Raw genomic sequence first — 25,349 nt, 5'->3', positions numbered from 1 at the left:
GCGATGCACAGGGCGATAGTGAAAGCCGTGCGCGGCGATAAAGTCCTTGCAGACGGTGCATGGCTCACCTGCATTGGGAATCGAACGGTTCGTGAGGGAGAGTGGATCTGGACAGACGGTCGCTGCGTCTACGGGCATGAATCCGGGGGCGGCAACAGCTATGTTCCGACGAATGTCCTTTCCGGTATACCGATTCTTCAACTCAAGTGGACGGATCACAAAGAGCGAATGTGCTATTCATATTATGCGAAGGGCAAACTTCACGAACTGGGCTTTTCCAAAGAAGAGACATGGATGGTCAACAGCAGCCGCCACTTCGCGTATGTCTCAGGCTATGGAATACTTGATGCCGAAATGGATGAGCGAGGGAATCTCTATACCCTCGAAGCTGTGAATGTCCTCGTATTCCCCCTCACTGGGGTAGATCAGCGTGACAGTATTCTCGCGGTTAAATGCAACGGCGAGGTCATCGCCGCATACGATCTTGTGCAGATGTTTGGTGCTCCCGCCGTATCCGATCCCACTGATCGCTATAGCTGTCAAACCGTAGGAGGGCGGGTGGATAAAGAAGGGAACTTCAAAGTGATGATATGGCACTCTGTATCAGAGCATGGGGGAGACGGAAGCCATGTCAGAACAGACCGTTATGTGTTCTTCGATGGCAGCAATCTTGAGCCGTGGATGGAGAACACCAAAACAACATCAAGTGACTCTGTTACAGGGGAATCTCATACTTCGGAAAGCAGATGGAGCGCACCGGATTACAGTGTCCGCTATCCGCTCCATGACGGAATGTATATGCGCTTTCCTGCAAACCTTGATTATCTTATCTCCGGGAAAAAATATATTTCAAAGATTTACAGTGCGAAAGATGAGCTGCTCATGGAACTGGAAACGAATCCGACTGCCCGTACAAGTCTCTGCCCTCTGGGACAGGGGAAATATCTGGTCAGCGTGGTGCCCAGTTCCATCTTGGGCAATGAGACCTCCGAACTGTACCTATGGGAAGACGGGCAGCTTACGCTTTTAATGAAAGGCTGTCTGAACCGCCGTCTGCGCAGGATGAGCAATCTCAATAAATGGAAAAAGGCAGGAGGTTTTCGATGATGGATCAGATTTTGACAACACGTCTCTATGCGGCGGGCATCGGCATCTTTGTCGGAGAGATCCTCGGCAGCTTTGACGATCTGCTTTATGCACTCGTCGCTTTTGTTGTGACGGACTACATCACGGGTGTACTCCGTGCGATTGTTGAGAAGAAGCTGTCGAGTGCCATCGGCTTCAAGGGCATCTGCAAGAAAGTCTGCATCTTCACTCTTGTGGGCGTGGCGAACGTCCTCGATACCCACATCATCGGAAGCGGGTGCGTCCTGCGTTCCGCCGTGATATTCTTCTACATCTCGAATGAAGGAATTTCCATCATCGAGAATGCGACGAGGATAGGGCTTCCTGTGCCGCAAAAGCTTCAAGATATGATATTGCAGCTACAAGGCAATAACGTTGCAAACAAGAAAGGGGAGAAGAAGAAATGAAAGTATTTCTGAACCCGGGGCACGCCCCGAATGGAAATCCGGATCCTGGTGCTTGCGGGTATGGACTGCGCGAGTGTGACGTGGCGAAGAATGTCGCAGACCTTGTTGCGGGTTATCTCGCTGCCGCAGGTGTAGAAGTTGTGGGGAGTCTCCAATCCGACAGTCTGCATGAAGTCGTTACGGCTTCCAACCGTGCGGATGCCGATGTGTTTATCTCCATCCACTGCAATGCGTGCAACGGCAGTGCGAACGGGACGGAGGTCTGGCACTACTACGGAAGCGGCGAGGGAGAAAAGCTGGCAGACTGCATCCAGAATCAAATTGTGGATGCGCTCGGAACTGTGGATCGTGGTGTGAAGGGGGCAAAGCCCGGCGTCAACGGTTTGTATGTTCTCAACAACACTGACGCGGTCGCCGTCCTCGTTGAGCTCGCCTTTATCGACAATGAAAGCGATGCAACACTCTTGCGAGAACGGCAAGACGAATTTGCCCGTGCCATTGCACGCGGTGTGACCGACTACGCCCTACAGTGATGCATTCACATAAGATTGTATAAAAGACTGAAAGGAGGTAAGCTATGCTTGAGCGAATGCAGCACACTCTTACGGAGCACAAAGTGCTGATCCTAGTGCTCTTGTGTATTCTGCTCATCGGTGTCGCCTATGCTGTCGGTCGCCACTCTGCCGAGGAGCAGACCACAGCCGAGAAACCAGCCGTCATGACGCAGGAGGCGACGCAGGATGCGGAGCAGCTACGGGCGCAGCTGGATGTGTCGCGGGCGAATGCTGAGGCACTCCAGCGGCGTCTTGCCGACGTACAAGCGGGACAGCGTGCGCCGTCTGCGACGTACTATGTGCAGGCGCCGAAAGTGGAGCGCGCTGCGCAGATAGTAGAGCGGCAGATCAAGGAGGACAATCCGACACTGCCGCGCGCGGCGCGTGAGAAAACCGACCGGACTGTGGTCACGCCGATCACAAAAGATGCGGACGGCAAAGACCTGCCGCCGGAAGAGCAGAAAGTCGACGTCTATAAGATCAACCTCCGCAAAGATCACCGCATCAAGGCGGGTATCACGCAGATTGATACGCAGACCTACTGGACGGCGGGCGTACAGCTCGGGCGCTGGGAAGGTCTTGTGCATGGACAGGCAGGCAAGGTTAAGGGCGGCAGTGTAATGTATACGGTCGCCGAGTGGTAATTCATCGCCCCGGAGCTACGGCTCTGGGGCTTATTTTTGTTGTCTCCCAAATTGCGCCCTCGTCTCCCATTTGTCTCCCGTTTATGGGATTTTCACTTAAAATATGATATAGTACTGATAATGATGAATTATGATTTTCTCGCTCTATACATTTACGTATGCTGATAAAATCCAGTAAAATCAGGCATCGGAAGGAATACACATAATGACTGATAACAACAACGTAATCGACATCCCAAGCCTCCAGTGGTACCCGGGGCACATGCGGAAGGCGGAGCGTCTGGTTCAGGAGAATCTAAAGTCGGTGGATGTGGTGGTGGAGCTTCTCGATGCGCGTATTCCGATGAGCTCTGCGAATCCTATTCTGCGCGAGATGGTGGGCGGTAAGCCGCGTCTCATTGTGTTGAACAAGGCGGATCTTGCGGATGAAAATGTGACACGTGCGTGGGTCAAGTATTATGCCGCAGAAGGGCTTTCTGCGGTTCCCGTGGATGCCGTGAAGGGGAAGGGAACGAAGGAACTCGTACAGGCAATTGCACGGTGCGCAAAGCCAAAAACGGATAAATTGGTGCAGCATGGAGCGAAACCGCGCGCCGCGCGCTGTATGATTCTAGGCATCCCGAATGTCGGTAAGTCATCGCTGATCAATCGGCTGTCGGGCGGAACAAAGACGAAGGTGGAGAACCGTCCCGGTGTGACTCGCGCAAAGCAGTGGATTCGCCTTGGTGCACAGCTCGAGCTGCTGGATATGCCCGGCATCCTCTGGCCAAAATTTGAGGATCAGCAGGCGGCGCTTCATCTTGCATTTACAGGGGCAATCAATGACAATGTTTACGATGTAGGAAGTGTGGTGCTGCTTCTCCTGAATCGTTTGAGAGAGGACACTCCGCAGTCGTTGTGTACGCGTTATCGACTGGATGAACCTCTGCCTGAGGGGATTGAGCTGCTTGATGCCATTGGACGAAAGCGCGGATGCCTCCGCGCTGGCGGCAAAATTGATTACGAAAAGGCAGAGCAGGTAATTTTGTCGGATTTTCGGAGTGGCAGACTAGGGCGGATTTCTCTAGATGCAGTGCCGTGCATCCCATCAGCATAAGCAGTGCGGTGAAGGAATCAGAGAAAATGACGATAAAAGAGATAGAAGACGTTTTTCGTCGCGGAGATGTGACGGAGGATTTCCTCAATACCTGCAAATGTGACGCGCGAAAAACCGTCCAAGCGATTCTTCGCCGTTACGAACGTACACAGCAGGAGCGTGCGCGTCTCTATGCAATGTATGCGTATGAGCGTTGTGCCGCCGAGCGCGGGCACTGTATCGTCGCCGGTGTGGATGAGGCTGGGCGTGGTCCTCTGGCGGGTCCCGTCGCAGTAGCGGCGGTGATTCTGCCGCAGGAGTACCTGCTTCTGCGCCTGAACGACTCAAAGAAGCTGTCTGAAAAAGTACGGGAAGAGCTTTACGAAAGAATCGTTTCGGATGCTGTTTCCTATCATGTCGAGCTCATTGACGCTGAGACGATTGACCGAATGAACATCTTGGAGGCGACACGTAAAGGGATGTATGATGCTGTCGCTGCGCTTCTGCCGACACCGCAGGAGGTTCTGATTGACGCTGTGGCGCTTCCACATCTGAGAATGGCATCACAGTCGATTGTCAAAGGGGATGCCAAATCCGCATCAATCGCGGCGGCGTCGATCTTGGCAAAAGTGACACGAGATCGCCTGATGCTGACGTATGACGAGGCGTATCCGGTGTATGGCTTTGCTAAGCACAAGGGCTATGGAACACAGGAACATATCGACGCGATCCGCAACTATGGGATCTGTCCATTGCATCGTAAAACGTTCGAGCCCATTTGCTCGATGATAACTAACAGAAAAGGCTGTGAATACTGTGCCGATTGAAGCAAATGCAACTGCAGCAGCGGCTGCCGTCTCCGCACCACAGCGGATTTCATCGGAACGCCCGACCGAAGGAGTACAAGGCCGCGGCGATCAGGAGAATGCCTCAGCGGCATTCAGTCAGCGTACCAACGTGTCCATTGAGACTGCGATTGACCGTATGGCGGATGTTCTGTCCAAAATCAGCGGACGTCAGCAGACGAATGTTGAGCAGATTCCGCAGGAGCTCAAAGAGGTCATACGGAATATCATTCGGCAGTCTTTTTCGATTGAGTCCACACTTGCACAGGGGCTTGGCAGTACGGCGGCAAGTCAGCGCTTTTCGACGGATCAGCTGACGACGCTGGCGCGGATGTTGAATCAGATGGGAACGATGGCGGAGACAAACGAAGTTCCCCGTGTCAGCGACGACGTGGCGACCCTGCTTGCGGCGTTGAAAAGTGCCATTGCCAAGGATGCGGGCGGAACATTTGAGCCGATCATGCTGACGAAAGCCGCGTTTCAGCTGATTGATACAGGAAACGCCGAACTCCTCCCGAAGGATTTACAGACCGTCCTCTCTCAGCTGAATGCAAGTGCAGGTGCTGCACCCGCTGCGGCAAACGGCGGCGGTACATCCTCCATGACGTTTCTAAATCAGCTGGTTCAGCTGCTGATGCCACGTGACGCGGGAGCGGCGACGCAGCAGACAATGCCGCAGCAGGGAGGGACGCAGTCACCGGTGCAGACAGGAGAGGCACAGGCAACACCGCAGCAGGGAAGCGCAGCACTCTCCGTAGAAGAGGGCGCGGCGCAGATGCCGGCAAGTGGACAGACTGTACGCATGACAGCGCCCGCAGCGGGAGCTATGCAAAATCCTGCGCCTGCTGCCACAGCTGCATCAGATACAGCGGCTGCCCCAGAGGAACTTCCCGCCGACAACATTACACAGGGGGCAAAACAGGGGGAGGGCTCCTCTGTACCATCGGCAAAGGGAACGGAAGCCCCTGCACTTCGTCAGGCAGATACTGCCGCAGTCGGTATCGGCACGAAAGGCAATGCCACGCCCTCTCTATCTGCGGCAGAGGCACAGCGCGGGCAGGGCACGGAGATGGTGCAGGAAAACGCTGCGCAGCAGGGGAAGACTACCGTGCAGCAGGAGACTCCTCTCCCGCAGGGCAGTGCACCAGTGCGTCAGGACGGCACGGGCGGGACACTGAATCCTGCTCGTCAGCCCGTTGGCGAAGAGGCGCGGACAGGAACCGCAGAAGCCGCAAAGCAAACGCCTCAGAGCACGGAGCAGGTCGCCCGTTCACAAGCGGGACGGGCGGAGACAGCGGCGGCACAGCCGCCAGCTTCCACGATGCAGGGCTCAGATGCTGTAAAGACGGCCGAGACGCCGACGCTCATTCCGAAGTTCATCACACGCCCCATGGAGAATGTGCCGCAGATGATGAGTACGCTTCGTGATTTGGCACGAGTGCTGCTGCAGAATGAAAACCTCAGCCAGCGTGAGACACTGCTGCTCCAGAACTTCGTCAGCGGACGTACGCAGATCTTGAGCGAGGGCGATGCAAAACAGCTTCAGCAACTCATCCAGCTGACGCAGCAGAATATTCCGGGGACTGTTCGCCAAGCGGCTTTTGAGCAGCAGATGCCGGATCTCCCGCGCCTATGGGCATTTATGCAGATGGCAGATCTGGTCAAGACGCGCAGGATGACAGCAGAGCAGTACAGACGTGCGGGGCGGGATGTCGCAGCACTGGCTCTGACTATGCGTCACTCACTTGAGGGAGAGAATGCGGCGCCGCAGCCAGGACAGCGTTCCATGAGCTATGTGATGCCACTTTTCATGGGGGAGACCGAGTATCCCGCCTACATTCATGTCTATGATGAGTCCCATAAGGATGAGGCGACGGATCAGGTCAAGAAAGAGACGTGGCTCAGAATCTGTGTTCTCACGGATCACATCGGCACTGTCGAACTCATCAATCGCATCTACGAAGAGAATCATGTCGATATGCGTCTCTATTTTTCTGATGCAGATGCCGCATGGGAGTTCCGTAACGAACTCGACAGTATACGTGAGTCCGCTGACGGAACCTCTTTGGTGATCGAGGGCATACAGATCGGCGCGATAGGTGAGCGTCGTTTCTTCACGAACTGATGATGACAGTCATGGTATAGCCTATTGACGATCATGAGATCGCCTCATATAATGTTGCTGAGGGATCGCGGGACGAAAAGACAAGGATGGTGAGATATGCCGGATCACGCGGACAGGGAAGAGGAGCAGCGCGAAGAAGAACCGCGTGCTGTTGCCGTCAAGTATGATGCAAAGTCGGATCGTGCGCCGCGCGTGACGGCAAAAGGCCGTTCTCTCGTTGCTGACCGCATTTTGGCGGAGGCACGCAAAAACGGCATACCGGTCTATCAGAATAAATCGCTCGTCAATATGCTGATGGCGCTTGAGATTGACCGCGAGATCCCTCCCGAGCTCTATCGTACGATCGCCGAAGTGCTCGCCCATGTCTATCGGATCGACCGTCACATGGGGAGCAGAAAATCGCCATGAGCAATAAGGTGCTGGGAGATCGCGGGGAGTCCTGTGCTGCTCGCTATCTCGGCGCGCAGGGATATCGAATTCTGGCGCAGAAGTATCGCACGAAAACAGGGGAGATCGATCTGATCGCAAAGGATCATGATACGTTGGTCTTTGTCGAGGTAAAGACACGACGAAGCGTCCGCTGCGGACTTCCTGCAGAAGCGGTAAACTACCGGAAGCAGCGCAGGATCATACAGACGGCGATGCTGTATCTGCGCGAAAAACAGATGGATCAAACACCCTGCCGTTTTGACATCGTTGAGGTCTATGCCGCGGGAAGCGAGTGGAGGATCCATCATCTCAAGGGTGCCTTTGAGGTGTGATGCGGAACAAAGGATGCAGGTGCGGTTCATGTCCTGCATCTTTTCTTTTGCTTATGGAATCGAATCAGTGAATATGCTATAATGACAACGATATATGCGGTGGACAGAACCGTAATAGGAGGTACTATTTTGAACGTTGCGAAGCCAATTTATGTCATTGGGCATCGTAATCCGGACACGGATTCGATCTGCTCCGCGATCGGCTATGCCCATCTGAAACAGGCCATGGGCGTCAATGCCATTGCCGCACGCGCCGGCAAAGTGAATAAGGAAACGCGGTTTGCACTGGAGTACTTCCATGTCGAAAAGCCGCTCTTGATCCCCGATCTCTATCCGCGTGTCAAGGATATTGCGATGGACTGCAAGATTGTCGTGCGTCAGCACGATACCCTGCGCAATCTGGGGGAGGTTCTGCGCGAGAATGATCTGCGGTCGATTCCCGTGACGGACAGCCAGGGACTTCTCGTTGGCATCGTTTCGGTCAGTGATCTTGCGAAGCGGTATTTTCAGGAGCTCGGCATGACGAATCTCGCAGACATGCGCGTACGCTATCGCGACATCATTCATGCCACCGACAGTCAGGTGCTTGTCTCCGGTGATGAGTCGGAGACAATCAAGGGACAGATCCGCATCGCTGCCGGAAGTATCGCAACGATTAAGAAGATCATCAAAGGGAACGACATCGTGCTCGTGGGCGACAGAAAGCCCGAGACGATTCTGACCTGCATTAACCAGGGGATTTCCTGCCTTGTCGTGACCGGGGACGGCCGTGTTCCGGCTGAGGCTCTGGAGGAAGCGGAGACGCGTGGTATCTTCGTCCTCTCGACGCCGTATGATACCTATACCGTGGCGCGGCTCATCAACCAGTGTGTGCCCATTCGGCGCATCATGCACGATAATCCCGTCTGCTTCAAGCCGCTCGATCTCCTGTCTGATATCAAGGGAATCATGGAGGAGACCAACTACCGTAATTATCCCGTATTGGAGAACGGCCGCATCGTCGGTCTCGTGAGCCGTGACCGACTGGGGGTCTCCGACCCGGCGCAGGTGATTCTTGTCGATCACAACGAGCGCAATCAGGCGGTCGAGGGCATCGAGGAGGCGAAGATCATCGAGATCATCGATCATCATCGCTTCGGTGGGATCAGTACGAGCGAACCAATCTACACTCACGCCGAGCCAGTCGGGTGCACGGCAACGATTGTCTCTAATATGCACTGGCAGAACGACATCGACATTCCTCCGTCGATTGCAGGTCTCTTGCTCTCCGCCATCATCTCTGATACGGTGCTGTTCAAATCTCCGACCTGCACGCCAAAGGATAAACAGGCGGCGGAGCGTCTCGCTGAGATCGCAGACGTGGATATGAACGCGTACGGCCTCGAGATGCTGAAGGCGGGCTCCAGTGTCGGCAATATGACGCCGATGGAGATTGTACGCAACGACCTCAAGGAGTTCACCATTGGTGCCTATCGTGTGGTCGTCAGTCAGACCTCGGTGATGGACACGAAGGAAATCATGGCAAAGGAGGATGAGCTCCTCGCAGCGATGAAGTCCATCTGCGACACGGAGGGGTTTGATCTCAGTCTCGTTATGATTACGGATATTCTCGAGGAGGCAACCTATCTGCTCTTTACGGGATCGCCGCGCACGCTGATCGGAGAGGCGTTCCGCAAGGATACGAGCGGAACACATCTCTATCTGCCGGGCGTCATGTCGCGCAAGAAGCAGATCATTCCGCCGCTCTCGGAAGCGGTCAAGCGAATTAAGACATAAGGGATACTGTATATGGGAGGGGCGGAGTTGCCGTGGCGGCGGCTTCGCCTTTCTTATTTGGAGTGAAAGGGACGATTCTATGGATTTGATGCAAGGGCTGAACGAGCCACAGCAGCGCGCTGTCGCGTGCCTGCAGGGACCTCTCCTCATCGTTGCCGGAGCGGGCTCCGGAAAGACCCGTGTGCTGACATTTCGCATCGCCAATTTGTTGGAACATGGTGTTCCGCCCTACCGCATCCTTGCCATTACATTTACCAATAAGGCTGCCCGCGAGATGCGCGAACGCGTGGATGCACTGATCGGAGATGCGGCGCAGGACGTTTGGCTGAGCACATTCCATTCGTTCTGTGCCCGCTTTCTGCGCATGGAGCTCGAGCACTATGGGCGCTATGCGAAGAACTTCGTCATCTACGATGCTGCGGACAGCAAGGGGCTGCTCCGTGAGTGCCTGAAAGAGCTCAATATCGACGAGAAGCATACCGCTCCCGGCGCGGTGCAGGTGCATATTTCCGATGCGAAGAACCGTCTGCTCGATGTCGTGGCATTTACAGCGCAGGCAACGGATTTCTTTGCCGAGCAGCTCGCCAAGATCTATGCACTCTATCAGTCCAAGCTGCAGGAGAACAATGCACTGGATTTTGATGATCTGCTGATGCTGACGGTGGAACTCCTCACGAAGAATGAGGAACTGCGGACGAAGTACCAAAAGAAGTTCCAGTACATTCTTGTGGATGAGTATCAGGATACGAACGGCGCACAGTATGCGATCACCAAGCTGCTTGCCGCAGAGCACCGCAATATCTGCGTCGTCGGCGATGCAGACCAGTCGATCTACGGCTGGCGCGGCGCAGATATGCGGAACATCATGAACTTTGAGAAGGACTACCCGGAGGCGACAGTTATCCTGCTTGAGCAGAACTACCGCTCGACGAAGAATATTCTTGCGGCGGCGAACGCTGTGATTGAGAACAACTTGACGCGCAAGAAGAAGGAACTCTGGACGGATAATCCGACCGGCGACCGCATTACGATCTATGAGGGAGCAACGGAAAAGAATGAGGCTTCCTATATCGTGCGGGAGGTGGAGCGTCTGCACACGATGTTCCATGTCAAGTACGGCGATATTGCCGTGCTCTACCGCACTAATGCGCAGTCACGTAATATTGAGGAGGCTTTTTACGCGACAGGTGTTCCGTATGCAATGGTTGGTTCGGTTCGCTTCTATGACCGGCGTGAGATTAAAGACATTATTGCCTATCTGCGTGTGATCTACAATCCTCGCGATACACTGAGCCTTCTGCGCATCATCAATGTCCCGCGCCGTGGTCTTGGCCCTACGTCCATCGCCCGCATGATGGAGACGGCAGAGGAGTACCGCATCTCTCTCTTTGAGGTGATTACGGACGCTCAGCTGCTCTCCATGATTCCCAAACTCTCCGCCAAGGTAAAGCTGGCACTGGAGGAGTTTGCCGCCATGATCTTTACCTTTATGGGACAGCTCGGGACGCGTCCCATCCATGAGATTGTCGAGGATGTGATCGAGACGTCTGGTTATGCCGCTGCGCTTGAGGAGGAGAAGAAGGAAGACAATCGTGACCGTCTCGAAAACCTGCGTGAGTTCATCAGTGTGGCGAAGAACTTTGATGATGGTGCAGCGGAGGGGGAGAGCGGGCTTGCGGATTTCCTCGCACAGATTGCGCTGATTTCCGATGTCGATCAGACGGAGCAGTCGGACGGGACAGTGACGCTCATGACGTTTCACGCAGCGAAGGGGCTGGAGTTTCCCACCGTTTTTATGGCGGGGATGGAGGAGGGGCTCTTTCCGCATTCCCGCACGCTGCTTGATGATACGGAGATCGAGGAGGAGCGGCGTACGTGCTATGTTGGCATCACACGCGCTGAGCGCCGGCTCTATCTCACCTATGCACGACAGCGAACGATCTACGGACGTACGGAGATGTCGCGGCCTTCACGCTTTCTGGCAGAGATTCCGGAGGAGCTGGTCGAGCATAAGGAGGCGGACTTCTTTGGCGGGGCTGATCTGCGCGCACCGTCCAATATATGGAGTGAGCGCAGTACCCGCACGGAGCGAAAACGCTATATGCCGCCGCCGCAGCATACGGCGGCGGACGGCAGTGTGATCCGCCCTGACGCGTCGGCAGCCTTTCAGGCGGGGGATGCTGTGCGCCACAGTAAGTGGGGGGACGGGCGCATTGTCGCCATCAGCGGATCAGGTGAGGATGCCGAGCTGTCCATTGCATTCCCGGGGGAAGGAATCAAGAAGTTCGTGCAAAAGTATGCACCGATTTTGAAGCTGTGAGGAAATCATGAGCAAGATTGATGAGGTAAAGACAGAGCTGTCAGAGCTTCGGCGTAAAATACGGAAGTATTCTAAGCAGTACTATGACGATAATGAATCTGAGATTTCGGATTATGACTTCGATATGCTGATGATGCGCCTGAAAAAACTTGAGGCGGCGTATCCGGAGCTCATTACGAAGAACTCACCGACACGCACCGTGGGAGGCTCAGCACAACGTGAAGTCGGCGTACTTGTTCCTCATGATGTACCGATGCTCTCCTTGCAGGATGTATTCTCCGAGGAGGAGATTCGTGCGTTTGTCGATAGTGTTCTTGCGCAGTTTCCTGCGGCGGAATTTGTCGTCGAGGAAAAGATCGACGGATTGTCTTTGGCACTTCGCTACGAGAATGGTGTGCTTGCACGTGCGATCACACGAGGTGACGGTATTGTGCAGGGAGAAGACGTGACGGTGAATGCACGTGTGATCGACGATGTTGCACAGGAGCTGCATGAGACGCTGCCATATTTTGAGGTGCGCGGTGAAGTCTATATGGAGCGCGCCGCATTTGCCGAGGTCAACGAGCGGCAGGAACTCCTCGGGCTGAAGGCCTTTGCCAATCCGCGCAATTGTGCCGCAGGAACTCTGCGGCAGCTGGATTCGCGCATCACAAAGGAGCGCAGGCTGTCTATGTTCGTATTCAATTTGCAGCGCAGTGACGGCCGCGTATTTTCCTCTCATACCGAGGCGTATGCCTTCATGCAGGCTCAGGGGATCAAGACGATTGCGAACTATCGTGTCTGCCGTACGGCGGAGGAGGTCTGGGCCGCCGTCGAGGAGATCGGTGCGCGGCGCGGCAGCCTGCCCTATGATATCGATGGAGCCGTGGTTAAGGTGAACTCCTTTGCTATGCGCGAGGAACTCGGAGTGACAGCAAAGGCACCGCGTTGGGCGATTGCCTATAAGTATCCGCCGGAGGAGAAGGAGACAGTACTTCGCGATATTGAGCTTTCCGTCGGACGGACAGGCCGCATCACACCGACTGCCGTGTTCGATCCCGTGGGGCTCTGCGGAACGCGCGTCGAGCGGGCGACCCTGCACAATCAGGACTATATTGACCGTCTGGACATTCGTATCAGTGATACTATTCTCGTCTATAAGTCGGGAGAAATCATCCCGCGCGTCAAGGCGGTGCTGAAGGAAAAACGGCCGCAGAACAGCCGCCCCTATGTGATTCCGGATGTCTGTCCCGTCTGCGGCGCACATGTCGTACGCGAAGCAGATACGGCGGATATGCGCTGCCAAAATCCTGTATGCCCAGCACAGATCGAAAACCATCTCCTGAACTTCGTCAGCCGCAGCGCGATGGATATCAAGGGGCTAGGAGCAGCTGCTGTTATTGCTCTTGTCCACGCAGGATATATTCACGATATCGCGGATATTTTTTCTTTGCATACGCATCGAGAGGAACTCATTGCCTCCGGTCTGATTGGACGCGCAAAGAGTGTCGATCAGCGTCTTGCAGCAATCGAAGCGAGCAAGCAAAACCCTCCCGAGCGTCTTTTGACAGGATTGGGAATTGCAGGCATCGGACGCGCGGCAGCTGCTGCGCTGATGCAGGAGTTTTCATCCATTGATGCCCTGCAGGAGGCGGCGCGCGAGTCCCCTGAACGCATTCTCGCTGTCCCGGATATGGGTGAGATTACGGCACAGAAGCTGGCGGAGTTCTTCTCCTCTGCATCCGCCTGTGCACTGCTGGATCGTCTGCGTGCAGCCGGAGTAAACTTTGCAGGAACACGAACGGAGCGTGTGGGGGCGGCACTCGCCGGAAAGAGTTTTGTTATCACGGGGACACTGCCGACTCTGTCCCGTGAGGAATGCAGTGCCCTTATCACGGCTCACGGAGGCCTGGTGAAGGGCTCTGTTTCAAAGAAGACCGATTATCTTGTCGCGGGAGAAGCGGCAGGAAGCAAGCTGAAAAAGGCGGAGGATCTCGGCATCCCCGTCTTGGATGAGGTGGCTCTTCGCGCCATGATTTCGGAAGAAAAGGACGACGTGTAAACGGCGAGAAAGCTATCGACGATCGTACGAATGAAATCAGACTGTTGTCATCCAATATGAGGGTCTATTATGCGCTTTATCCATACAGCAGACTGGCATCTGGGCAAACTTTTCGGACAGCGGCACATGACGGAAGACCAGGCGTATGTGCTGGAAGAACTTCTGGCGCTGTGCCGCGACGTCCGACCGGATGCACTCGTTCTCGCGGGCGATGTCTATGATCGGGCAGTGCCGCCGCCCGAAGCCGTAGCGTTGTTTAATACAGTGCTGACACGACTGGCAGAGCAGGGGATCAAGGTCCTCTGTATTGCAGGAAATCATGACAGTGCAGTTCGTTTGGCATTCGGTGCACAGCTGCTGCAATCCTCCGGCGTGTATATTGCAGGCACTCTCGACGCGGAGGCAGCTCCCGTCGTGCTGTCCGATGCATTCGGGGACGTGTACTTCTCGCTGCTTCCCTATGGCGATCCGCCGCATATCCGCGAGTCTTTTTCACTGGACGAAACGCCGTCCTTCGATACGGCATTGGATGTTCAGATTGCCTCCTCACGGGCGATGATACCGCAGGGCGCACGCAGTGTTGCCGTTGCCCATGCCTTTGTGATCGGCGGTCAGACCTCCGAATCCGAGCATACCCTCTCCGTGGGGGGCAGTGATCAGGTACACGCGGATAAATTCAGGCCATACAATTACACGGCGCTTGGACACCTGCACGCGCCCCAGCGCGCGGGGGCGGAGCAGATTCGCTATGCCGGATCTCTGCTCAAGTATTCCTTTGATGAGTCACATCAGAAAAAGGGAGTCACACTGGTCGATATCGATGCGGCAGGGGCTGTCTCCCACACATTCTATCCGCTGACACCGCGGCATGATGTGCGGATCGTGAGAGGAAAAATGGCTGAGATCATGTCTGATGAGTTCGATCCTCTTTCACACGAGGACTATATCTGCGTGGAGCTTACCGACACAGATGCCGTACTCGCCGCCCATGAAAAGCTGCGTCGCGTCTACCCAAATCTTTTTCTCATCACGCGCCCGAACATTCACATGGGACATTCCTCCAACGAAGTGCGAAACTATGAGCGCGGCAAGTCAGATCTCCATCTCTTTGCGGATTTCTATGCGGAGATGACCACGGAGAAAATGACGCAGGAGGAGACCGAGGAACTTACGCATATCATCGATGCGTTGGAACAGGAGGAGAGAATGCAATGAGACCGCTGAAACTCCGCATCCAGGCGTTCGGCTCCTATGTGGACGAGCAGATTTTGGATTTTGAGACAGCCCTTGCTGATGCCCCATTCCTTTTGATCCATGGAGTGACGGGCTCCGGAAAGACCACTATTTTGGACGCGATCGTATTCGCCCTCTACGGAGAGTCCAGCGGGGATATACGCGAGGGAGCAATGCTGCGTTCCTCTACAGCATCGCCGGATCGGACGACGGAGGTGGAGTATGTATTCGCGCTCGGGCAACGTCGTTACCGCGTGCTGCGTTCTCCTGCCTATTCTCGTATGTCACGCGGAAAGATGACGCGGCGGGCAGCGACGGGACAACTATTTCGACTGCCCGATGTTGGCAAGACAGGCGAGGAAAAACTGCTTGCCGCGAATATCACGGATGTCTCGGAACGCATCAGTCAGCTGATCGGATTCGATGCTGACCAGTTTCGTCAGGTCGTTCTCCTCCCACAGGGACAGTTTCAGCGGTTTTTGTTGGCAGAAGTCAAGGATCGCAGCGCCATTATGCAGCGTATTTTCCGTACGGAACGGTATCAGCGCATTGAAGAAGCACTGACGAAAGAGGCACAGCAGCTTGAGCGGACGGCACAGACGGAGCGTGAGCGCGCGGAAGGCATTCTGCGCGCAGAGGGAATGGCGTCATCGGACGAACTCCGCACGCGTCTCTCTGAACTTTCGGAGGAGATACGCCGTCAGGACGAAATCTTACGGGAGCTCGAAAAGGTGCAGAAGAGTACACGGCGGGCACGTGAAGAGGGGGCTGCTGCACAGCAGAAACTCAGTGCACGGGATGCGGCACAAAGTGATTTGGAAAAAAAGCGCGAACAGGCAGAGTCTGTCCGCAACTTTCGTGTACGCCTGTCACGTGCACAGCGTGCACAACCGGTGCTCTACAAGGAGCGCAGCTACATCGAAGCGTTGAACACGGAACGCACCCGCAGAGAGGCATACGTATCCGCAGCAAAGGACTGCGCTGCTGCGAAGACGGAACATGATGCATCCATAGAATGCCTAAAGCAAGTGGAAGCCCATGCAGATGAGCATACGCAAAATGTGGAGCAGCTGCGCCGCATGAGGGATTACGCTCCGCTGGCGAACCGTTACCAGGAATGTACTTCTGCCCTGCGCGATCTTCGCGTCCGTGCCGCAGAGGGAGAAGAAAAATATAAAAGCGGCGCAGCGGAGATTGAACGTCTCACCGAGGCACAGAAGAAGTACGAAGAAGAACGTGCAAGACTGCATCAGATCCTGGTCGGGAGTGAGATCATTCAGCAGGAGAAGAAACGGCTTGAACACTGCCAAAAGGCGTCGGACCACATACGTGAACTAGAAGATGCACTGACATCAGCACGCACACGTGTCAAAAAATCGCAGAAAAAACTGCAGACGGCAGAGGAGGCATTATCCGACGTACGGACGACGCAGCGCCGTCTGCGCACCCTCTACGACATGGGCAGTGCCGCACGTCTGGCGCAGACACTGCAGGCAGACACACCTTGTCCGGTCTGCGGATCTCTCGCACATCCAAGTCCTGCCGTCCATGCGGAGGAGATCCCGTCCGCACAAGAGATGGATGTATGCATGCAGCATGTGGAAACAGCAGAAAAGGAGCTGCAGAAATGCACTGCTCAGGCAGAGCAGGAAAAGGCAGCGTGCCTTCGGCTTGAGCAGGAGCTTCTCCATGAGCAAAAACACATAAAAGAGCTTCTCGCGGATGAAACCATGGAGGCGTTCTGTGTGCGTGTCGCGGAACGGGAAAAGCAGCTCCGCCGTGCACAGAATGCGTGCAAAGCCCTTGAGAAAACGTATGCCGAAGAGCAGCATCAGCTCTTTGCGCGGAAAGAGCTGCAGAAAGAGCAGGAAGCCCTGCTTCAAAAGAATCGTAATCTCATAGGGCTTCATGAGGGGGAGAAGAATGCATTGGAGCGTCAGCTGCCCGAGGAGTATCGTGATGCAGAGGCAGTACGGGAAGCGGCGGCACTTCTGGAACGGGAAGTAAAAACAGCGGAAACCGCCCGCGCTGAAGCAGAGAAGCGTGAGAAGGCGGCGGAGCAGAAATGTGCTCGTACGGAGAGTGCTAAGGCGGCGGCGCAGCGCGTTCTGAAGGAAGCGGAAGAAGTGCGGCAAGCGGCGCAGGAAGCGTATACGGCTGCATATTGTGCAGCAGATTTTCTGACCGAGGAAGAATACCATCATGCGATTGTGGGAGACTGGGCAAAGAGCGACTATCTGGAAAAAGTACGTGAACGTATCACCGCGTATGATACGGCGTTTCAGGCGGCAGAGGAGCTGGTGAAGGCGGCCGAGGCAGCAGCAAAGGGGCTTTGTCCGCCGGACATGGAGGCACTGACCGAAGCGGAGCGCATCGCCGATCAGCGTGTGCAGGACAGCGCGCGAGCACAGGGCGTCCGCATGGAGCGCAGGGCTCTCTATACGCGCATGACCAAGGAAATGGATGCGCTGGAACGGGCGGGAGCAGCCCGCGATAAGCGCTACCGTGTGATCGGGAAACTCGCGAATGTCGCTGCGGCAAAACCACCCTATCAGATCCATTTTCAGACCTATGTCCTGCGCTCGATTCTGTCCGATGTCATCGATGCCGCGAACGAGCGGCTGATGATGATGAGCCGGGGACGTTACCGCTTTATCCACGGGGAGGGCGGACAAAAGAAGAAGTGGTGGGGGCTTGAGATCGATGTCTTTGATGAGTATACGGGTTTCCCGCGTCTCGCACGCACCCTCTCCGGCGGAGAGACATTCCTCGCCTCCCTGTCACTGGCACTTGGGCTCTCGGATGTCGTGCAGCATTATGCGGGCGGAATGCATCTCGATATGATTTTCATCGACGAAGGCTTCGGATCTCTGGACAGTGAGACGCTTGACGTTGCCATTCGCGCGCTTCTCGATGTGCAGCGTGAGGGCGGTCGGCTGGTTGGCATCATTTCTCACATCGAGGAACTGCGTGCACGGATTCCCGTCCATCTGGAAGTGTGCCGCGGGCAGAACGGCAGCTATGCATCCTTTACGCAAAGCGGGAGATTGGCATTATGACGGCATGGCTGGAGTTTATCATTGGGCGGTCGGGTACGGGCAAAACATATGACTGTCTCACGGCGATGAAGGATGTGCTGCGGGAGGAGCCGCTCGGGCGTCAGCGCATCCTTCTCGTTCCCGAGCACATGACCTATGCGGCGGAGCGGGCACTGGCCGAGGCTCTGACGCATGGAGCGGGATTCCTTCAAGTGTATGTATTTGGGTTTCGTCGCCTTGGTCGGCAGGTGCTGCTTGAGACCGGCGGGGAACATCTGCCGCGCATCAGCGATATCGGCAGGCGTATCCTGCTCAAGGATATTTTGCTGCAGCACAGCAGAGAACTCTCCGTCTTTCAGCGCTCCGTGCACAAGCGTGGGTTTACGGAGGTACTCGGGCATACGATCGCAGAACTGAAGCGTGATCGGCTCAGCTCCGATCATCTGCGTCAGGCAGCAGATGTCAGTACAGGAGAGCATGCACGGCTGTCAGCGAAGCTGACAGAGCTTGCCACGATCATGGATGAACTCGCTGCCCGCATGGAGGGGCGACTGACCGATCACACCGATCGGATGGAGCGGCTCGCCGCACAGCTCATTGATGCACCATTTCTGCGCGGCGCCGAACTGTGGGTGGACGGATTCGATTTTTTCAATCCGCAGGAACTTGCGGTCTTTCGCGCGCTGTTTCGCGTTGTTGATACCGTTCATGTCAGCCTCACGATGGACGGACGTGATGATGGAACGCATGTATTTACCAATTTGCCGGAAAATATCTATGATACGGGGCTGTTTGCGCGCAGTTATCAGACGATGCACCTCCTGCAGCAGATCTTTACGGATGAGCAGCCATCGGCGGAGATTGGAATTCGACTGATGCCAGTGCAGCATCGGGCGCGGACGGAGGGGCTTCGTCTGCTGGAAGCACAGCTGTTCGGCCACGGACATATCACGCCCGCGAAGGATGATTCCATACGTATCGTCGAGGCAGCCAATCCGCGTCTTGAGGTGGAGACGGCGGCGGCAGACATCCTCCGCCTCGCACGCGACAATGGGTATCGCTACCGCGAGATCGCCGTGCTTGTGCGTGATGTCGATCTCTACGGCGATCTGCTCTCACTTGCTTTTGCGGATTGCGGCATTCCATTTTATCTGGATGTCAAACGCCCGAGTGCGCATCATCCGCTTGCTGAGCTCCTGCGTGCTGTTGCACAGATGACGTGGCGTGGGTGGGCGTATGAGACTGTCTTCCGTGCGCTGCGCACAGGCTTCTTTCCGTTGCTCGAAGCAGAGGAGGACGAAGATGCTCCTCCACTCTGTGCGGATTGGCAGGAGGCTGTCGATCGTCTGGAAAACTACTGCCTTGCCTACGGGATTCGCAGTGAATCACAGTGGACGGCGACAGAGCCGTGGGACTTTGTCCAGCGGCGGGTCACAGAACATGAGCTGCATTTGGACGAGGAGGAAGAACGCCTCAGGGAAGAGCAGTGGCTGGATCATCTGCGCCGTCGGATTGCAGAACCGCTTTCCCTCCTGACCGGGCACCTGCGACGGCATGAGAGCACGGCGCGTGTGCGTACGAAGGCACTCTACGACTTCCTCGATGAGTTATGTGTTCCGCAGACACTCCGCCTGTGGAGCGAAACGGCAGATCGGGAAGGTCGATTGGCGGATGCTGCCGCTCATCGCCAGATCTGGAGCTCCTGTATGGCACTTTTTGATCAGCTGGTCGAGGTGCGCGGAGACGACCCGCTATCGAGCCGGGACTATGAGGAGCTCTTGAGCGATGGACTTGACGCCATGTCCATTGCCCTGATTCCGCCGGGGCTGGATCATGTCACCGTTGCCTCCTTTGATCAGAACAGCATCGCGGGAGCGCGTGCTGTTTTTGTCATTGGGGCGAATGCCGGCATCATGCCGCGCGCGGGAACGACGAGCGGCGTATTTTCCGATACAGAACTCCTCTTCATCGGTGAGTCTCTTCAGACGGCGGGAGCGGATTCCGGGCATACCGCCTTTGGGGGGCGCACACAGCAGAGCTTTTTGGAACGGTATCAGCTCTACCGTGGATTTACGGAGGCACGCGACTACCTCTGGGTGTCGTATGCGCTTTCTTCGGTGGATGGTTCGACCCTTGCTCCGTCGCCGCTGATCGCACGGCTGCGCCGAATCAGCAGTTCCTTTTTCTCCATCCCGCTTGCCTTGGCTGGGCGAGATGATCCGCTGCTCCTCTCTGCACCGTATCCTGCACTCTCGCATCTGACTGCTGCGCTGCGTGAAAAGAAAGAGCGCGGGGAAATGCCCGCCATGTGGGGGGATGTCTACAACTGGATGCTGCAGGATGCTGTGATGCAGCCGCTCCTGCGGCGTATGCTCCATGGACTTTTTCTCCCACCGCGCGAAGTGTCCATCCCTGCTCCCGTGGCAGCTCGGCTGTTTACGCGCGACCGTCGGCTCAGCGGAAGTACCACACGGCTGGAGACGTTTCGCCAGTGCCCGTTCCGCCACTTTGCTATGTACGGGCTGCGGCTGCAGCAGCGTGATCGCTACGAATTTCAGAGCAATGACTTCGGGACACTTCTGCACGGCATCCTGCGCGGTTACGGTGAGTGGGTGCGCAGTGCATACGGCAACGATTGGTGCGTGGCATTGGCAGAAGCTCCAGAGAAGATCGAGGAACTGCTGCAGGAACTGATCCCGCAGGTGCACAGCACCGTGCTGATGAGCCGTGCCAGCTATCGGCACCGCATCGAAAGGATCCGCTGCACAGCACAACAGACAATACAGCATCTTACGTCATGGGCGGCGGCATCTTCCTTTCATCCCTATGGGTTTGAGATCAGCTTCGGGCGCAGAAATGACGGCGTCCGCCTGGCGGATTTTCCGCTTGCGGACGGCATGACACTCTCTCTGCGCGGGCAGATCGACCGTCTGGATGTGATGGATCATCATGCCTACTATCTGGTTCTCGACTATAAAACGGGGGCGACGTCCCTCCTCCTGCCTGAGATTCGGCACGGACTGAAGATGCAGCTTCTCCTGTATCTCTTCGTCGTGCGCTCCATCCTGGATACGGGGGAGGTGTTTCCCGCAGGGATGCTCTATGCTCCGGTGAAAAACCCAATTGTCCCTTGTAACGTGCGCCTGGATGAGACGGCTCTCCGACGCCAGGTGATGAAGGGCATGGCACTCACGGGGATGCTGCTCGACGATGCGGATATCATGAAGCAGCTCGATCAGGCGGCGGATCATATTTGCATCTCGTTCAACAAAGATAACAGTCTCTCCAAATCCTCGGCGAAATTTGTGCGTTCACACGAGGAATTTCAGCAGCTGCTTTCCTTTTTGCCGCAGCTGATCCGCGCGACGGCGGAGGACATTCTGCACGGAGATATCCGCGTCTACCCCTATCGCTTTCAGGATCGCAATGCGTGTACGTATTGTGACTATCATACCATCTGCGCTTTCGATCCTACACTTCGGCAGGGGGACGTATATCATGATATCGCCGATAATGCGCAGGAGGCGATGGAAGAAATTGCACGGATCGTAGAGGAGGGGAATTGCGATGGCGGATCGGCTGACATTCACAGCAGACCAACAGCGTGCGATTGATGCGAGAGGACACAATATTCTCGTGGCAGCGGCGGCAGGTTCCGGGAAGACGCGCGTATTGGTGGAGCGGATTATTTCGCAGGTGCGGAATGAGGAGCTGTCCCTAGATCGTATTCTGGTTCTTACCTTTACGAAGGCCGCCGCTCTTGAAATGCGCGAGCGTATCGAGGCAGCACTCAATGCGGAGATCGATGCCATTGCCGGGGATGCTGGCATCAGCAAGGAAATTGACCGCCTTGAGCGTCAGCGCATTCTGCTGACAGGCGCAGACATTTCCACGTTTCATTCATTCTGCCAGCGACTTCTGCAGGCGCATATCGACGCGACCGACATTCCTCCGACATTTCGTCTGGCAAGTGAGCAGGAAATACGTCTGCTCAAACGCGATGTCATGGATGAACTCCTTGAGCGAAAATACGAGGAGGCAGCACAGGGGAGCAGTGATGAATTTCTTGCCTTTGCCGATGCCTATGGAGGTGTCAAGGGGGACGATGAGAAACTCAAGGAAGAGGTGCTCGCACTCTATGACTTCGCGCTCAGTCAGCCTTCGCCTGCGGTATGGCTCAGCCGGCAGGGACAGGAAGAAGATGATGCGCCGTACTGGAAGCGGCGTGGGTTTGATGTGCTGGCGCGAGAGCTGCATGAAAAACTGTCCGATCTATGTGCCGGATACCACAGCACAATGGACGTTCTGATGCAGGGGGATGCGGAACTGCGCACGGCAGCTGAGAAATACATGACAGTCATCCATTATAATCTGGATCTCTATGAGGAACTGCAGGGCGGGCTGCAGCTCCTCATAAGCGGCGCAAAAGATCAGGCATGGGAACGCTTTCGTGTGGATGCGGCTGCTGCAAAGAAACAGCGGAAAAGCATCCCGCACAAGTCCATCGAGAACTATGATCCAGAGCTTGGCGGTGCGTTGAAAAAAAAGATAACGAACATTTACAAGGCATGGGACGCCGCTGTCGATCAGCTGCCCGCCACAGCAGAGGAGCTCTGTGCCGCGGAGAATAGAGCGAATACCGCCATTCGCCAATATGCCCGTCTGGCATTGGATTTTCATCATGCCTTTCAAAAGGAGAAATTGGAGCGTTCTCTTTTGGACTTCAGTGATCTGGAGCATCGTGCATTGGCACTCCTGTGTCGGCATCCAGAGCAGCTGCAGGATGATCTGAATTCCGTTGATCCGACGGATATCGCAGAGGAGCTTCGTGCATACTATGCAGCGATCATGGTGGATGAATATCAGGATACGAATGGGCTTCAAGAGGGTATCCTGCGGCAGATCGCGCGTGATGACAACCGCTTTATTGTCGGCGACGTGAAGCAGAGTATCTATCGTTTTCGGCTGGCGGATCCGAGCCTTTTCCAACATACCTATCGTGCCTATCGTCAGGGCAGCTCTGCCGGTGAACTGATCACCATGTCAGAGAACTTCCGCAGCCGCGCCGAGGTGCTGCAGCCCATCAATGAGATATTCTCGCAGATCATGACGGAGTCGGCGGTCGAGATCGCCTACGATCAGAGTGCACGCCTGAATTCGGGACGCACCTTTGACGACGATCCTGCGGGGAAATCTTTGGCATCGCCGTTGGAGATCGATCTCCTGGATGCGGATTACTCCGCAGAGGAGGCGGACGATGAGGGCGAAGAGCTGGCTGCCTTTGCGGTGGAGTCACACTATATCGCGCGTCGCATCAAAGAGCTGGTCGATGCAGGATATACTGTCCAGAGCGGAAAAGCTCTGCGCTGGAGCGATATTGTCGTCCTGCTGCGCGGCGCAAAGGAACGGGCAGTTATCCTGATGGATGCCCTGCGAGAAGCGGGCATTCCGTCCTATGCAGATGATACGGCAGGGTATTTTGAGGCAAGCGAAATACGCATGATGCTTTCCCTTCTCGCTGTCCTGGACAATGCACGGCAGGATACTCCGCTGACGGCCGTCCTCACATCGCCGATGATCGGGATGTCGATGGAGGAACTTGCCCTGCTGCGCATTCACACACCTGTTGGCTCGATCTACGATGCTCTGAAGGGAGCAGACGCAGAGGAGGTTCCGCCTGCTGTACGAAATAAGGCAAAGGAGGCACTGCAGACGATAAGGTGCTGGCGACGTGATGCATTGCTGCACAGTGTGCCTGAGCTACTCTGGCATCTATACCGTACATCGGGGTACTATGACTATGTCGGCGCACTTCCCGACGGCATTCTGCGGCAGGCAAATTTGCGCATGCTCATCGATCGTGCGGGCGATTTTGAGCGTACGAATGAACGAGGTCTGTTTCGTTTCCTGCGCTATATGGATGCTCTGCGGCGGCGCAGTACCGATCTCTCTGCCGCGCGGACATTGGGTGAGAGCGAAGATGTCGTGCGGATCATGACCATTCACCGCAGTAAAGGACTGGAGTTTCCCGTCGTTTTTCTCGCAAATATAGCCGGTGCGTTTAATACGCAGGATATATCAGGAGACGTCCTCTATCATGCACATGCTGGGATCGGCGTGCGTGTATATGAGAACACGGAAATCGGGCGGCAGAAATATGATACGCTGGGTCGGCGAAGCGTCAAAGAGGTGATCCGCCGCAAGACGATCGCGGAGGAAATGCGTATCCTCTATGTTGCGATGACACGCGCGCAGGAAAAACTCATCCTGACGGGGACACTGCGCACCTCTCGGAGCGGCTTGAGCCGCTTGGCGCAGCTGCGGGATTTCTGCCAGCAATACGCGAGGGAGGAGGGAGAGACGTTCCCGGATGCTGCCATCCTCGGTGCATCCTGCTATCTGGACTGGATTGCCCTAACACTGATGCGGCATCCCGATGGACAGGCCTTGATGGAGGGGGTCGAGGGCATCCAGCTGCGGGAATGGAGCGATGAAAAAGCGCGATTCACCGTGCAGATTGAGAAAGCAGATGTACGTACGTCACGTAGTGAGGAGGAGAGGGCGGCAGATGCCGAACTTTCTGCCATTCGCAGCGGAAAGCCGCTTCCGCCGGGAGTACGTGCACCGTATGTCGACGCTGTTCTCAGTTGGACGTATGACAGCAGGGGAACGGAACAGATCCACGCAAAGACCAGCGTAACGGAACTCAAGCGTGAAAACTTCCCCGATGAGGAGGTTCTGCCGTCCTTTGCGCCTGCTGTCGGCGCGGGGGCAGGCGGGCAGGAATGGGAAGTGCCGCGTTTTCTGCGCACGACAAAGTGTGCTGCATTGAGTCCGATGGAGCGCGGCACGGCCATGCATGCACTCATGCAGCATCTTGATTTCGCGGAGGTGCCTGACATTGCGGCCATTGAGCGTCAGGCACGATCCCTTTTCGATCAGGGAATCCTGACCGAAGAAGCATATCAGAGCCTCGATGTCCGCAATGTGTGGCGGTTTGTTTCCTCGGCGCTCGGACGCCGTCTGCGTGAGGCGAAGCGTGTATATCGTGAGCTGCCGTTCGGGCGGCTCCTGCCGGCGAAGAAATACTATAAGGAGGCACAGGACGAGGCAGATCGCATTTTCCTGCAGGGTATCATCGACGTCCTCTTTGAGGAAGAAAACGGCGATTATATTCTTCTCGACTATAAGACGGATCGTCATATTTCTCCGCAGGATGCACGCACACGCTATCAGTTCCAGATTGACCTATACTGTGATGCCGTAGAGACGATCCTTGGGCGACCAGTGAAGGAATGCTACCTGTTTTTGCTGGATACAGGTCGTGAAGTACGCATGGAGCGTCAGGCGGCCAGTGCATAGGAGGAAAATTCTTCCTTGCGTCGAATCCTGTTGATATCAGCGA

At 55.7% G+C, this 25,349-nt stretch carries 16 protein-coding genes; all 16 read left to right on the top strand.

All coding sequences use genetic code 11. From position 1 onward, the window contains the following. Positions 1 to 3 precede the first annotated feature (3 nt). The 16 genes from AXE86_RS00335 (at position 4) to addA (ending at position 25,306) form a co-directional block, all read left to right on the top strand. Entirely contained in the window at positions 4 to 1,107 is a 1,104-nt protein-coding gene (locus AXE86_RS00335; protein ID WP_061943418.1) for a hypothetical protein, read from the top strand. After that, complete coding sequence (locus tag AXE86_RS00330; protein WP_061946896.1) at positions 1,107 to 1,532, top strand: phage holin family protein; 426 nt, start codon at positions 1,107 to 1,109, stop codon at positions 1,530 to 1,532. The genes AXE86_RS00335 and AXE86_RS00330 overlap by 1 nt, the downstream gene beginning before the upstream one ends. Beyond that, positions 1,529 to 2,065 carry an N-acetylmuramoyl-L-alanine amidase family protein gene (locus AXE86_RS00325; RefSeq protein ID WP_061943415.1) on the top strand — a complete coding sequence of 179 codons (537 nt, stop codon included), beginning with the start codon at positions 1,529 to 1,531 and terminating at the stop codon, positions 2,063 to 2,065. Before AXE86_RS00330 ends, AXE86_RS00325 begins: the two co-directional genes overlap by 4 nt. Before the next feature lie 44 nt (positions 2,066 to 2,109). Next, a complete protein-coding gene (locus AXE86_RS00320; RefSeq protein ID WP_061943412.1) occupies positions 2,110 to 2,730 on the top strand; it encodes a hypothetical protein in 621 nt (206 codons plus the stop codon). A gap of 205 nt (positions 2,731 to 2,935) precedes the next feature. Then, positions 2,936 to 3,826 (top strand): ribosome biogenesis GTPase YlqF, encoded by an 891-nt coding sequence (gene ylqF, locus AXE86_RS00315; protein ID WP_061943408.1) that lies wholly within the window; start codon positions 2,936 to 2,938, stop codon positions 3,824 to 3,826. A 26-nt stretch (positions 3,827 to 3,852) separates the two neighbouring features. Continuing rightward, positions 3,853 to 4,632, top strand: a complete 780-nt coding sequence (locus tag AXE86_RS00310; RefSeq protein ID WP_061943406.1) for a ribonuclease HII — start codon at positions 3,853 to 3,855, stop codon at positions 4,630 to 4,632. Next, the gene (locus AXE86_RS00305) at positions 4,622 to 6,775 is read left to right on the top strand and encodes a hypothetical protein (protein ID WP_061943403.1); all 2,154 of its coding nucleotides are present in this window, start codon (positions 4,622 to 4,624) and stop codon (positions 6,773 to 6,775) included. The genes AXE86_RS00310 and AXE86_RS00305 overlap by 11 nt, the downstream gene beginning before the upstream one ends. Positions 6,776 to 6,871: 96 nt before the next feature. Continuing rightward, a complete protein-coding gene (locus AXE86_RS00300; protein ID WP_006689416.1) occupies positions 6,872 to 7,183 on the top strand; it encodes an EscU/YscU/HrcU family type III secretion system export apparatus switch protein in 312 nt (103 codons plus the stop codon). Then, positions 7,180 to 7,536, top strand: coding sequence for a YraN family protein (locus AXE86_RS00295; RefSeq protein WP_061943400.1), 357 nt, complete (start codon positions 7,180 to 7,182; stop codon positions 7,534 to 7,536). The genes AXE86_RS00300 and AXE86_RS00295 overlap by 4 nt, the downstream gene beginning before the upstream one ends. A gap of 129 nt (positions 7,537 to 7,665) precedes the next feature. Further along, positions 7,666 to 9,312: a putative manganese-dependent inorganic diphosphatase gene (locus AXE86_RS00290; protein WP_039980876.1), complete on the top strand. Its 1,647-nt coding sequence runs from the start codon at positions 7,666 to 7,668 to the stop codon at positions 9,310 to 9,312. 79 nt (positions 9,313 to 9,391) lie between these two features. Next, positions 9,392 to 11,632 (top strand): DNA helicase PcrA, encoded by a 2,241-nt coding sequence (gene pcrA / locus AXE86_RS00285; RefSeq protein WP_061943397.1) that lies wholly within the window; start codon positions 9,392 to 9,394, stop codon positions 11,630 to 11,632. A gap of 7 nt (positions 11,633 to 11,639) precedes the next feature. Next, positions 11,640 to 13,673 (top strand): NAD-dependent DNA ligase LigA, encoded by a 2,034-nt coding sequence (ligA, locus tag AXE86_RS00280; protein WP_061943393.1) that lies wholly within the window; start codon positions 11,640 to 11,642, stop codon positions 13,671 to 13,673. 69 nt (positions 13,674 to 13,742) lie between these two features. Beyond that, positions 13,743 to 14,888 (top strand): exonuclease SbcCD subunit D, encoded by a 1,146-nt coding sequence (locus tag AXE86_RS00275; protein WP_061943390.1) that lies wholly within the window; start codon positions 13,743 to 13,745, stop codon positions 14,886 to 14,888. Then, positions 14,885 to 17,965, top strand: coding sequence for an AAA family ATPase (locus AXE86_RS00270; protein ID WP_061943387.1), 3,081 nt, complete (start codon positions 14,885 to 14,887; stop codon positions 17,963 to 17,965). The genes AXE86_RS00275 and AXE86_RS00270 overlap by 4 nt, the downstream gene beginning before the upstream one ends. After that, positions 17,962 to 21,558, top strand: a complete 3,597-nt coding sequence (locus tag AXE86_RS00265) for a PD-(D/E)XK nuclease family protein (RefSeq protein ID WP_061943384.1) — start codon at positions 17,962 to 17,964, stop codon at positions 21,556 to 21,558. The genes AXE86_RS00270 and AXE86_RS00265 overlap by 4 nt, the downstream gene beginning before the upstream one ends. Further along, on the top strand, positions 21,512 to 25,306 hold the full coding sequence (gene addA / locus AXE86_RS00260; RefSeq protein ID WP_061943381.1) for a helicase-exonuclease AddAB subunit AddA: 3,795 nt from the start codon (positions 21,512 to 21,514) through the stop codon (positions 25,304 to 25,306). The genes AXE86_RS00265 and addA overlap by 47 nt, the downstream gene beginning before the upstream one ends. The last annotated feature ends 43 nt before the right edge of the window (positions 25,307 to 25,349 follow it).

Source organism: Selenomonas sp. oral taxon 136 (genome assembly GCF_001554015.1).
Lineage (GTDB): Bacteria > Bacillota > Negativicutes > Selenomonadales > Selenomonadaceae > Centipeda > Centipeda felix.
The sequence above is the reverse complement of the archived record's forward strand: the minus strand, read 5'-3'. Positions and strand labels throughout refer to the sequence as shown.

Excerpts from the sequence above, each read along its gene's own strand:
- AXE86_RS00335 (WP_061943418.1), top strand. The coding sequence starts at position 4 with ATGCACAGGGCGATAGTGAAAGCCGTGCGCGGCGATAAAGTCCTTGCA.
- AXE86_RS00330 (WP_061946896.1), top strand. The coding sequence starts at position 1,107 with ATGGATCAGATTTTGACAACACGTCTCTATGCGGCGGGCATCGGCATC.
- AXE86_RS00325 (WP_061943415.1), top strand. The coding sequence starts at position 1,529 with ATGAAAGTATTTCTGAACCCGGGGCACGCCCCGAATGGAAATCCGGAT.
- AXE86_RS00320 (WP_061943412.1), top strand. The coding sequence starts at position 2,110 with ATGCTTGAGCGAATGCAGCACACTCTTACGGAGCACAAAGTGCTGATC.
- ylqF (WP_061943408.1), top strand. The coding sequence starts at position 2,936 with ATGACTGATAACAACAACGTAATCGACATCCCAAGCCTCCAGTGGTAC.
- AXE86_RS00310 (WP_061943406.1), top strand. The coding sequence starts at position 3,853 with ATGACGATAAAAGAGATAGAAGACGTTTTTCGTCGCGGAGATGTGACG.
- AXE86_RS00300 (WP_006689416.1), top strand. The coding sequence starts at position 6,872 with ATGCCGGATCACGCGGACAGGGAAGAGGAGCAGCGCGAAGAAGAACCG.
- AXE86_RS00295 (WP_061943400.1), top strand. The coding sequence starts at position 7,180 with ATGAGCAATAAGGTGCTGGGAGATCGCGGGGAGTCCTGTGCTGCTCGC.
- pcrA (WP_061943397.1), top strand. The coding sequence starts at position 9,392 with ATGGATTTGATGCAAGGGCTGAACGAGCCACAGCAGCGCGCTGTCGCG.
- ligA (WP_061943393.1), top strand. The coding sequence starts at position 11,640 with ATGAGCAAGATTGATGAGGTAAAGACAGAGCTGTCAGAGCTTCGGCGT.
- AXE86_RS00275 (WP_061943390.1), top strand. The coding sequence starts at position 13,743 with ATGCGCTTTATCCATACAGCAGACTGGCATCTGGGCAAACTTTTCGGA.
- AXE86_RS00270 (WP_061943387.1), top strand. The coding sequence starts at position 14,885 with ATGAGACCGCTGAAACTCCGCATCCAGGCGTTCGGCTCCTATGTGGAC.
- AXE86_RS00265 (WP_061943384.1), top strand. The coding sequence starts at position 17,962 with ATGACGGCATGGCTGGAGTTTATCATTGGGCGGTCGGGTACGGGCAAA.
- addA (WP_061943381.1), top strand. The coding sequence starts at position 21,512 with ATGGCGGATCGGCTGACATTCACAGCAGACCAACAGCGTGCGATTGAT.